Origin of the sequence: Pseudarthrobacter sp. NIBRBAC000502772, from assembly GCF_006517235.1 — a bacterium.
Lineage (GTDB): Bacteria > Actinomycetota > Actinomycetes > Actinomycetales > Micrococcaceae > Arthrobacter.
This window is the reverse complement of sequence record NZ_CP041188.1, coordinates 2,689,929-2,701,103: the sequence shown is the minus strand read 5'-3', so window position 1 is coordinate 2,701,103 and position 11,175 is coordinate 2,689,929. Positions and strand designations below refer to the sequence as shown.

The following is an 11,175-nucleotide window of genomic DNA, read 5'->3' as shown; positions in this document are numbered from 1 at the left end:
GTCAGCGGCCAGGAGCTTGCCACGCGTGTCGACAGGACAGCGTGCCGCTAAGCCAAAGAGGTGGCTTGCAACGCTGTTGCCGGTCCGGGGTTCCGCATGTCCGCCGCCGCCTTCATCATCCAGAGCGCCGGTCCGCCGCCAGAGGCAGGCATCACGTCGCCTCTGGTGATAAACCTTGCGTCGCCCGGGTTTTCACGGGCCAGCCACCACCCGGATTTCGGGCAATGGTGACCAGTGCGCGAGCTTCCGGCGAGGTCAGGAGTGGGCTGCGCTGCCAGGTGTCTTTTCTTCATGGCATTCCTCCAGCAAAAGCGTCAGGGGTGTTCCGTGTCAGCTGGCAGCGGCAGGAAGGTCCGCCACCACCCACATCTTGCGAAGCGTGTCATGGATGAGCCAGGTACCCTCCCACCCGGCGGGCGTCACGAACAAGGAGCCCGGACCGACTTCAAAACTACTTCCGTCTGCCTCCGTGATGGTCGCGGTTCCACTCAGAATCTGGCAGATCTCGTCATAGCCGGGCCTGGTGCTCTTGAAAGGGGCACAATGACAGCCTATCAATTGTCAACAATCGACGATAGAGTGTAAGTAGAGTTTTTCCTCTTCGCCCCACAAAGCCATCTCAGGGCCCCCGTTCGATAAGAAAGGCACATGATGCGACAAAGTGGTCGTACAGCCAGGCAGGTATCCATGTGGACTTCACTCCAGCGTGGTGACATCGTCACCCTTCACCGTGAGGGCGTGCAGTGCCACAAAGGCACCATCGACGAACGAACAGAAGATGGCCAAATGATCTGGGTGATTGACGGTATCGGTGATCGCCGTCTGTTCCACATCGAAGACGGCTACGAGTTACTCACTGACGATGCCTACGCCTCCTGAGAGGTCCTGGGGACCGACGACACACCGCAGATTTCCTGCATCCGTAACGTGGAGGCGCGATGATTAGCCTGGTCATACTTATTGCAGGGGGGCTCCTGACCAGTACCAGCGCCGTCTACAGCTCCTTGTCCCGCATATGCACCGGGATCCTTGCCCTGGGTGTCATCCTCTTGTCTGTCCATCTGCAGTTGGACGCTTTCGGCTAACTGTTACGAGATGGCGTTCCCGGCAATTGCTTTTGTCGATCCTTCCCAAAGTCTCGTTGAGCGTTTGCCCAAACGCCCTGCCTCGATGGCGCCCTTTTGCTCTGGCGCCTTTCACCCGAGCGGCGTAGCTTCGAAAATGTAGATGGAATCCGAGGCCTCCGACGATACCGAACCCTGTCGCCGGCGTTTCGGACCAATGGGTCGAGGGAGACTGAATTGGCTGGGTGGAACGCGGACACGGCGGCCGGTCCCCTTGGGGCCGGAACAGTGACGCTGGTCGAGGGATCCAATTTCTGCATTTCGCTGCCGAATGGAGACATTCACCCTGAGTATCCGCACGGGGCATTCTTCCAGGACACCCGGATCCTCTCCCGCTGGAATCTGACCATTAATGGGCAGTCGCTTGAGCCGCTGACAGCGCAACCCAAGGAACCCTACCGGGCACTCTTTGTGGGGCGCGTTCCGCGCTCGGACGGGTACGCCGACAGCCCGGTCATCGTGGAGCGGCTTCGGGAAGTCGGTGCTGGCATCCAGGAACAGATCACTATTCGTAACTACTCGCCGGATCCCGTCCAATGTGACATTGCCGTGAGCCTCGAAGCGGACTTCGCCGACCTCTTTGAAGTGAAGGAAGCCAGGATCCAGCGGCGCTGGGATCAGACGCGCCATGCGGAGGGAGATTCGCTAACCATCCGGGCGGTATGGCATGACATCCGAAAGGGCATCCTGGTCCAGGCGCCTGGAGCCGACGTCACGGAAGGCACCCTCAAATATCGTGCATTGATCGCGCCGCACAGCCAGTGGAGTACGGTTCTCACCGCAGTTCCGAGCAACGAGGCAGCAAGTTCTCCCACTATGTCGTTCGTCCACCCGGACGGTGACGACTTGTCGCCCCGGGACCGGCGTCGACAGGAATGGGTAGCAAAAATTCCCGTTGTCCAAATCGGCAACAAGTCCGTTGAACGGACTCTTCGCAGAAGCTACGACGATTTGGGCGCCCTGCGCATCGAGGACCCCGTACATCCTGATCGCGTTGTCGTTGCGGCCGGAGCCCCGTGGTTCATGACATTGTTCGGCCGTGACTCACTGTGGGCATCGGAGATGGCCATGCCGGTGGATCCATCACTGGCCCTCGGCACGCTGCAGACCCTGGCAGACCGCCAAGGCCGGGCGGTGGATCCCCTGAGCGAGGAGGAGCCCGGAAAAATTCTGCATGAGGTCCGTCTCGATGTTTCCAGCGATCTCGCACTTGGCGGAAAATCCATCTACTACGGCAGCGTTGACGCCACCCCGTTGTTTGTTATCGTCTTGGGGTCCGTGAGCCGCTGGGGTTTCGCGAAGGACACCATCGCCAACCTACTCCCCCATGCCGACCGAGCCTTGGAATGGATTCGCGACTACGGCGACAAGGATGGTGACGGCTTCGTAGAGTACGAGCGTCTCAACCCGCGGGGTCTGATCAATCAGGGCTGGAAGGACTCCTGGGACGGCATCAACTTTGCCGACGGCCGTCTGGCTGAACCTCCCATTGCCTTGTGCGAGGTTCAAGCTTATGTTTACGACGCTTACATGGCCCGCGCGTGGATAGCGTACGACGCCGGTGACCAGGCTTTGGGCACAGAGCTGGCCGATCGGGCGGCACGGTTGAAAGAACAGTTCAACGAGCAATTCTGGATGCCTGATCGCGGCTACTACGCCGTCGCCCTCGACGGTAAGAAGCGTCAGGTTGACTCATGCGCCTCCAATATGGGGCATTGTTTGTGGGTCGGCTTGGTTGATGAGGACAAAGCCCCACTGGTGGCAGAGCGGCTGATGTCCCCGGAAATGTTCAGCGGCTGGGGAGTCAGGACGCTGGCCAGTGACATGGGAGCCTACAACCCGGCCAGCTATCACAACGGCTCGGTCTGGCCGCATGACAATGCGGTCATCGCAGCAGGACTCATGCGATACGGGTTTGTCGAGGAGGCGCAACGGATCGCTACCGCTCTCCTGGAAGCGGCAGAGTTCTCGGATGGACGGCTGCCGGAACTGTTCTGCGGTTTTGACCGTCGGCAGCTTCCGGCACCCGTGCCCTATCCGACCGCCTGTTCCCCCCAGGCCTGGGCAGCCACCACACCGATCCAGTTGGTGACCAGCATGATGCGGTACGACACCCATGTTTCGCGCGGCGGATTCTGGATGGATCCGGTGCTGCCCGAGTCCTACGGCGATCTTCACATCAGCAATGCGCCCATGGCCGGCGGCCGAATAACAATCGACATCGTCAATTCCACACCTACGGTTCAGGGTCTCCCTGACGGGATGGTCTTCCATCAGGGGCACCGCCCGTGGCTGACCGAGCTTGTGGAGCAGGCGGGATTTCGTCGGAAACCGTAGTCTGAACGGTGAGCGACGCCGTCGTTCTTCCTTCGGAGCAACACGAGGCTTAGAACGTGCTTGCATCGATGACAAAGCGATACCGCACGTCACTGGCGATCACCCGATCGAATGCGTCATTGATCTTGTCCGCGGGAATGACCTCCACCTCGGCACTTAACCCGCGGGCCGCACAGAATTCGAGCATTTCCTGCGTCTGTGCAATACCGCCCAGCTTCGACCCGGCGAGAGTGCGCCTGGACCCTGCCAGCGACCAGACGCGTAAAGTCAACGGCTCCGACGGTAGTCCCACCATGATCAAGGCACCATCAACAGCGAGCAGGGAAAGGTAGCGGTCGATGTCAAGATCGGCTGACACCGTGTTAATGATCAGGTCGAAGTGTCCCCGCAGAACATCGAAGGCGTCGGGATCGGACATGGCGAAGTACGTTCTCGCCCCCAGACGGAGCGCATCCTCCTGCTTCTTGAGTGATTGGCTCAGCACACTGACATCAGCACCTAAGGCCGCCGCGAATTTGACCCCCATGTGGCCCAACCCGCCAAAGCCAATGACTGCCACTCTCTTCCCGGGACCGGCACCCCACGTGCGCAGCGGCGAATACATCGTGATCCCGGCGCACAGCAGCGGCGCGGCAGCTTCCATCGAAATACCCTCAGGAAGCCGCAGAACATAATTCTCATCCACCACGATGCTTGTGCTGTATCCGCCAGCGGTTGGCAGGCCATCGCGCCCTGTCGAGTTATACGTGCTCACCGCTCCGGACAGGCAGTACTGTTCCTCCCCGGCCAAACAGTTATCGCATTCCCGGCAGGAGTCCACGAAACACCCCACGCCCACACGGTCTCCAACGACATGGCGCGTTACCTTCGGCCCGATCGCCTCAACGATGCCGGCAATCTCATGCCCGACGACGATCGGGTAGTTGACTCCTGCCCACTCGCCTCTCGCAGTGTGAATGTCTGAATGGCAGACACCCGTGAACTTAATGGAAATCCGTACTTCGAACTCGCCAGGCTCACGTCGTTCAATGAGCCCGGGCTGCAATTCTGTGGCCGAGGTGGCGACATAGGCTTTGGCAACAGTGGTCATTCCTGGGTTCCTAACTTCACGGCGGCCTCGCTAGAGCGGCAGGAACTCCGAACTGCGGGCCTGCGGGTTTGCCAAATGTTCGGGCTGAAGGATCGCCTCGAGTTCGTCGGGCGTCAACAGGCCTCGCTCAAGCACGAGGGAGGTGATACTGCGGCCCGTGGCCAGGGCCTGTCGGGCAACGGAAGTCGCTTCGGCATAGCCGATGAGCGGATTGAGGATGGTGACGACGCCGATGCTGGCCTCAACCTGCGAACGAAGGAACTCCTTGTTCGCGCTTATCCCGTCAATGCAGTAGTCAGCCAGCGTTGTGCATGCCGCCGCGAGATGATTGAGGCTCGAGAACAAAGTGTGCGCGATGATGGGTTCAAAGGCGTTCAGCTGCAGCTGCCCCGCTTCTGCGGCCATGGTGATGGTCAGGTCATTGCCTATAACCTCGAAGGCCACCTGGTTGACCACCTCTGGGATGACCGGATTGACCTTGCCCGGCATGATGCTGGATCCGGCTTGACGGGGAGGAAGGTTGATTTCGGCGAAGCCTGCCCTTGGCCCGGAGGAGAGCAGCCGCAGGTCGTTGCAGACTTTCGACAGTTTCACTGCGACACGTTTGAGGGTACCGGAAAACAGGACAAAAGCGCCGCAATCCTGCGTGGCTTCAACGAGGTTCCCTGCAGTCACCAGAGGCAGCCCTGTGATGCCCTGAAGGTGGCCACATGCCACGGCCGCATAGTCAGGGTGCGTATTGATTCCTGTGCCTATGGCCGTAGCGCCGAGGTTGATCTCGTGCAGGTGGACCAGGGCCTCGCGAATGCGTCGTTCGTCCTCGTCGACCATGACTGCGTAAGTGCTGAACTCCTGGCCAAGGGTCATGGGCACGGCATCCTGCAATTGAGTCCTGCCGACCTTGACTACGTCATCAAACTCCACGGCTTTCCGGGCCAAGGCTTTACGCAGATGCCCCATGGCGGCCAGCAACTCGACGGCACCCTGGATGGTGGCAATCTTGATCGCAGTCGGGTATACATCGTTCGTGGATTGACCGAGATTCACGTCCGCATTGGGGTGGATGACCGAGTACTTGCCCTTGCGAAGCCCCAGGTGTTCCAAGGCACGATTGGCGATGACCTCGTTGGCATTCATATTCGTCGAGGTCCCGGCTCCGCCCTGGATGACGTCCACCACGAACTGTTCCTGCAACAGACCACGTTCGATGTCATCGCAGGCGCGCGCGATGGCGTCCTTCTTCGAGGCATCGATGAGGCCCAGATCAAAGTTGGCAAGGACCGCGGCGTGCTTGACCTGGGCCAGCGCCCTGACAAGGTGAGGATGCGAGGAGACGGCCGTGCCCGTAATGGGGAAGTTCTCCACTGCGCGCAGCGTATTAATGCCCCAGTAGGCCGTGGACGGTATTTCCCGCCTTCCCATGAAGTCAGTTTCCGTTCTGCTGTCGCTGGTTGCCGGGACGGAAAGTTTGGTCTCGGCCATTAGCTCGACGGGAAGTTGTAGGAGGCACCCGAGGCGTGGGTGGGCTCGGGTCAGCGGGACGTGACTACTTTGCCACGGGTGTAGAAGGAGACGCCTTCCGGGCCGTAGATGTGCTTGTCGCCGAACAGTGAAGCCTTCCAGCCGCCGAAGGAGTGGTAGGCCACCGGCACGGGCAGCGGCACGTTGATGCCGATCATGCCGACGTCAACGGAGCGCTGGAACTTGCGGGCGTTGGCGCCGGAGGAGGTGAAGATGGCGGTGCCGTTGCCGTAGGGGTTGGCGTTGATCAGGGCGATGCCTGCGTCCAGGTCCTGGACGCGGACCACCACGAGGACCGGTCCGAAGATTTCCTCGGTGTAGGCGGTCATTTCGGTCTTGACGTGGTCGATGACCGTGGGGCCAACCCAGAACCCTTCCTCGTGGCCCGGGACCACGAGGTCGCGGCCGTCCACCACCATCGCGGCACCGGCGGCTTCCGCCTCGGTGACGATCTTTACGATGCGTTCCTTGGAGGCGGGCGTGATCACGGGGCCCATATCGGCGTCGGGCTCGGTGCCGTTGTTGACCTTCACGGCCAGGGCTCGCTCTTGGACCTTCTTGACCAAAAGGTCGGCGGCGTCACCGACCGCGATGGCCACGGAGATGGCCATGCAGCGCTGTCCGGCGGAGCCGAAGGCGGCGGCGGCGAGGTGGTCTGCTGCGTTGTCGAGGTCGGCGTCGGGCATGATGATCGCGTGGTTCTTCGCGCCGCCCAGGGCCTGGACACGCTTGCCATGTTTGGTAGCGAGTTCGGTGATATGGCGGGCCACCGGTGTCGATCCCACAAAGGAGATGCCGTCCACATCGGGGTGCGTGAGCAGGCCGGACACAACTTCGCGGTCGCCGTGGAGGACCTGGAAGACACCGTCCGGCAGTCCTGCGTCCTTCCACAGCCTCGCCAGCAACATGGCGGCTGAGGGAACCCGGTGCGAGGGCTTGAGGATGAAGGCGTTGCCGGTGGCAATGGCCATCGGGGCCATCCACAGCGGCACCATCACAGGGAAGTTGAACGGGGTAATGCCGGCCACCACGCCCAGGGGTTCGCGGAAGGAGAAGACGTCGATGCCGGTGGAGACCTGGTCCGAGTAATCGCCCTTGAGCAGGGTCGGGATGCCGCAGGCGAACTCGATGACCTCAAGGCCGCGGCCGATCTCGCCCTTGGCATCGGAGAGGACCTTGCCGTGCTCGGCGGTGATCAGCTCGGCCAACTCGTCCACGTGCGCTGCGACGAGTTCGCGGAACTTGAACAGCACGTTGGTGCGCTTGGCCACGGAGATATCGCCCCAGGTCTCGGCTGCCTTCTTGGCAGCAGCGACGGCGGTATTCAGGTCTGCTTCGTCGGCAAGGCGCAATTCACCGGTCACCTGGCCCGTTGCCGGATTGTGCACGTGCAGGACACTGTTGCCCTCGCCCGTGGTTTCAACGCCATTGATGAAGTGTTTGATCGTAGTTGTTTTAGTTGACGTGGGCATAACGGGGTCCTCTAAGGATGGAGAGTCAGGAAACTGAGACGAATCCGAGGGACTTGTCCACAACGTTTTGAAATGGCTGGCCCTCGATGAACAGACGGAGGTTGTCCACGAACAACTTGCCCAGATCGTCAAGATAATCTACGGTGTCGCCGCTCATGTGAGGTGTGATTATCACGTTCTCCATGTTCCAGAGCGCGTGCCCTTCAGGCAGCGGCTCCGGGTGGACAACATCAAGGGCAGCGCCGGCGATGGAGCCGGAGGCCAACGCTTCGGCCAGCGCATCTGTCTCAACGAGTTCCCCCCGCCCCACATTGATCAGGCGCGCTGACGGCTTCATCGCCGAAAGGACGTCCGCGTTCACCAGGCCCTTCGTAGCTGCCGTCAATGGTGCCGCGAGCACAACATAGTCGAAGTCCGGCACCACTTTGGCCAGGTCCGCGGAGGAATAGACCACATCAAAGTCGTCGTCACGCGATCGACCTGTGCGCCCGGCCCCGCTCACCTCCATACCCACGGCTCGGAACAAACGCGCGGTCTCCCGTCCGATGGAACCTGTACCCACTACAAGTGCCCGTTGGCCCTGGATCTTCCGGGTCACCCGGTGTTGCCAGCGCTGTTGCTGCTGCAGCCGGAACGACCCGTGGGCGTCCTTGGCCATGTCCAGGACAAAGCCAAGTGCAAACTCGGCAATGGCACGGCTGAGCACCCCGCGGGAGTTCGTGTAGGTGATGTTGCTGCGGATCAGCTCATCGAAAAGCAACTGGCTCACACCCGCTGCCGAGACATGAACCCACTGCAGCGACCTGGCTGCATCCCAGTTCTCCCTCAAAGCGGGGGAAAACGAATGCCACTGGTACAGAACGTCCGCGCCGTCCATGGCCTCAGCCAGTCCGTCGGCTTTGGTCAGGCGTACTTCGGCCAGCTGTTCGATCTCTTCCAGGCGGGGCGGCAGAGCCTCCCGGTAGAGGACTGCGACGACCGGCCGCTTGCGTTCCGGGACAGTCATGACGACGCCGGTGCTGCCGCCGGCCTGCTTGCCGTGCTTGCGCCAATCTCGTCGATGACGTCGATCGCGGCCAGGACTGCGGCAGTGAATTCGGACGTCGACGAAGTGCCTCCGACGTCGCGGGTGCCGAGTCCCTCCCGGAGGGCCGACTCGAAGGCGGCCTGGAGGTGGTCCGCTGCCTCGGGGTGTCCGAGGTGCTCCAGCATCATCGCGCCGGACCAGATCTGCCCTACCGGGTTTGCCAGGCCCTTTCCGGCGATGTCGGGCGCTGAGCCGTGAACGGGTTCGAAGAGGGACGGGTAGTCGCCCTCCGGGTTCAGGTTTGCGCTGGGAGCCAGTCCGATGGAGCCTGTCACGGCACTGCCGAGGTCCGAGAGGATGTCGCCGAACAGGTTGGAGGCGACAATAACGTCCAAGGTCCAGGGCTTCAGGACAAGGTGCGCGGCGAGTGCATCCACCAGTTCGCTCGTCAGGGTGACGCCCGGATATTCCCGCACCGTCTCGGCAACGACCTCGTCCCAGAAGGGCATGGTGTGTACGATGCCGTTGCTCTTGGTGGCCGAGGTAAGCTGCCCGCGCCTCGTTGCGGCCAGTCGCGCCGCATAGTGGGCTGCCCGCAGGACGCCCAAACGGGTAAAGACCGTGGTCTGCATGGCACTTTCCTCGGGCAGGCCACGGTACATCCGGCCGCCGATTTCGGAATACTCCCCTTCATTGTTTTCCCGGACGATGAGCAGATCGACCGGGTGCCCGGCCGCAAGGGGCGAGGTCACGCCGTCGAGCGTCTTAACGGGCCGGAGGTTGATGTACTGCTGAAACTCCCGGCGGATGGGGATCAGCAACCCCCAGAGCGATTCCGTGTCCGGAACTTCCGGTGAGCCGACGGCGCCCAGGAAGATGGCGTCGTGCTTGGCGAGCTGCTCAAGGCCGTCAACGGGCATCATCCGTCCGTGGCGGCCATAATAGTCGGATCCCCAGTCGAAATAGGTGAACTCCAGGTTGAGGGCATGGATCAGCGCAATCCGCTCAAGGCATTCGATCGCTGCCGGGACTACTTCCTTCCCGATCCCGTCACCTGCGATGACCGCGATTTTGTGGGTGCTCATGATGCACTCCCTTCCATGGTGCCCGTCAGCTGGTGCCACCGCGTAGCTGGCTCCACCAGTTTGATGATGGTGCTCTTGGGTTCGGTCATCTCACGGACGGCGTGCTTGACGCCTTCCCTGCCCACACCGGATTTCTTGAAACCACCAAATGGCATGGAATCGATCCGCACGTCGCTGGTTTCATTGATGACAACGGCGCCTACGTGCAACCGGTCAGCGATGGCCAAGGCAAGGTCGATGGATTGTGTGAAGATACCTGCCTGGAGACCGTAATCGGAGCTGTTCGCCGCAAAAATGGCGTCCTGGGCTTCAATGAACGGCAGGATGCTGACTACGGGCCCGAACACTTCCTCCCGGATCACCCGGCATTCCGAGGGCACGTCGGCCAGGACCGTGGGTTCGTAGTAGGCGTTTCTGCGCTTGCCTCCGGCGTGTACGGCGGCGCCCGCAGCCTTCGCCTCCTCCACCCATTCCTCGACCCGCCGGGCCTCGTCCTCCGAAATGAGAGGCCCGACGTCGGTGTTCCGGTCGAGCTTCGACCCGGTCCTGAGTGCCTTGGTGCCGGCGGTGACGCGTTCGAGGACTTGCTCGAAGAGCGAGATGTGGACGTAGACGCGCTGCACGGACAGGCAGTTCTGCCCTGCCACACCGAACGCTCCGGCCACAATCGCCTCGGCTGCCTGGACAGCGTCAGCGTCCGGGCAGACAATCGTGGCGTTATTGCCGCCGAGTTCGGAGATGATCTTCTTGGCACCTGCCGCGGCGGCAATACGGTCCGCCGTCTGGGGACCGCCGGTGAAGGAGATCAGGTCCACCTGCGGATCCGTCACCAGCGCTTCGGAAACGCCCGGACCGGCCACGATCGCGGCGAGACGTCCCGACGGGACACCCGCTTCGACCAGGAGCTGGACCAGTGCCAGCCCGGACAGCGGGGTCCGGCCGGAAGGCTTAAGCACGACGCCGTTGCCTCCGATGATGGCCGGACCAAGCTTGTGTGCCACGAGGTTCAGGGGATCATTGAACGGCGTGATCGCCGCGACGATCCCCACCGGCTTACGGCTGTACCAGCCGATCTTGTTACCGCCGGCCATGCTGTCATCAAAACCCAGCGTCTCCCCCGTGAGCTCGCTGGAAGCGGCGGCAGAAAGCCTGAGGGTTTCCATGCAACGCCGCACCTCACGCTCCGCCTCGACGATCGTTTTGCTGCTTTCCGCGGCAATGATCTTCGAGAACCGCTCAGACTGTTCGCCCAGAAGCTGCACAGCATTCTCCAGCGCCATGCGGCGTGAACGCAGAGGCCAGTTGTCAGTCTGGAGGTGGCGATGAATGTGCGCGATCGCGCGCCGCACGTCCTGCGGTGTAGAGGTGCATACTCGGCCCAGCAGGATGCCATCTTCAGGATCCCGTATTTCCAGGGTCATGTCGGTGGTTTGCCACTGGCCTTCGAAAAAGGCACCGCCGGGAAGGTTGGCCACGTTTGTCCGGCCATATCCTGTTTCCTCAGCTGTTTTCGGGCGCG

At 61.7% G+C, this 11,175-nt stretch carries 9 protein-coding genes; 2 read left to right on the top strand and 7 right to left on the bottom strand.

All coding sequences use genetic code 11. From position 1 onward, the window contains the following. Positions 1–330: 330 nt before the first annotated feature. Positions 331–558 carry a cupin domain-containing protein gene (locus NIBR502772_RS12410; RefSeq protein ID WP_246848494.1) on the bottom strand — a complete coding sequence of 76 codons (228 nt, stop codon included), beginning with the start codon at positions 556–558 and terminating at the stop codon, positions 331–333. A 129-nt stretch (positions 559–687) separates the two neighbouring features. Here NIBR502772_RS12410 and NIBR502772_RS12405 point away from each other — a divergent pair, with 129 nt between their 5' ends. Then, positions 688–879 (top strand): hypothetical protein, encoded by a 192-nt coding sequence (locus NIBR502772_RS12405; protein WP_141140428.1) that lies wholly within the window; start codon positions 688–690, stop codon positions 877–879. A gap of 422 nt (positions 880–1,301) precedes the next feature. Continuing rightward, positions 1,302–3,461 carry a glycogen debranching N-terminal domain-containing protein gene (locus NIBR502772_RS12400; protein WP_141142052.1) on the top strand — a complete coding sequence of 720 codons (2,160 nt, stop codon included), beginning with the start codon at positions 1,302–1,304 and terminating at the stop codon, positions 3,459–3,461. A 49-nt stretch (positions 3,462–3,510) separates the two neighbouring features. Here the strand turns inward: NIBR502772_RS12400 and NIBR502772_RS12395 are convergent, their stop codons facing one another. The 6 genes from NIBR502772_RS12395 to NIBR502772_RS12370 all read right to left on the bottom strand — a co-directional run bounded on the left by NIBR502772_RS12395 (position 3,511) and on the right by NIBR502772_RS12370 (position 11,131). Continuing rightward, positions 3,511–4,551 carry an NAD(P)-dependent alcohol dehydrogenase gene (locus NIBR502772_RS12395; protein ID WP_141140427.1) on the bottom strand — a complete coding sequence of 347 codons (1,041 nt, stop codon included), beginning with the start codon at positions 4,549–4,551 and terminating at the stop codon, positions 3,511–3,513. 30 nt (positions 4,552–4,581) lie between these two features. Next, positions 4,582–5,973, bottom strand: coding sequence for an aspartate ammonia-lyase (locus tag NIBR502772_RS12390; RefSeq protein WP_246848493.1), 1,392 nt, complete (start codon positions 5,971–5,973; stop codon positions 4,582–4,584). 110 nt (positions 5,974–6,083) lie between these two features. Beyond that, a complete protein-coding gene (locus NIBR502772_RS12385; protein WP_141140425.1) occupies positions 6,084–7,544 on the bottom strand; it encodes a CoA-acylating methylmalonate-semialdehyde dehydrogenase in 1,461 nt (486 codons plus the stop codon). 25 nt (positions 7,545–7,569) lie between these two features. Further along, a complete protein-coding gene (locus tag NIBR502772_RS12380; protein WP_141140424.1) occupies positions 7,570–8,550 on the bottom strand; it encodes a D-2-hydroxyacid dehydrogenase in 981 nt (326 codons plus the stop codon). After that, on the bottom strand, positions 8,547–9,656 hold the full coding sequence (locus tag NIBR502772_RS12375) for a tartrate dehydrogenase (protein ID WP_141140423.1): 1,110 nt from the start codon (positions 9,654–9,656) through the stop codon (positions 8,547–8,549). Before NIBR502772_RS12375 ends, NIBR502772_RS12380 begins: the two co-directional genes overlap by 4 nt. Beyond that, a complete protein-coding gene (locus NIBR502772_RS12370) occupies positions 9,653–11,131 on the bottom strand; it encodes an aldehyde dehydrogenase family protein (RefSeq protein WP_246848492.1) in 1,479 nt (492 codons plus the stop codon). Before NIBR502772_RS12370 ends, NIBR502772_RS12375 begins: the two co-directional genes overlap by 4 nt. Positions 11,132–11,175: the final 44 nt, after the last annotated feature.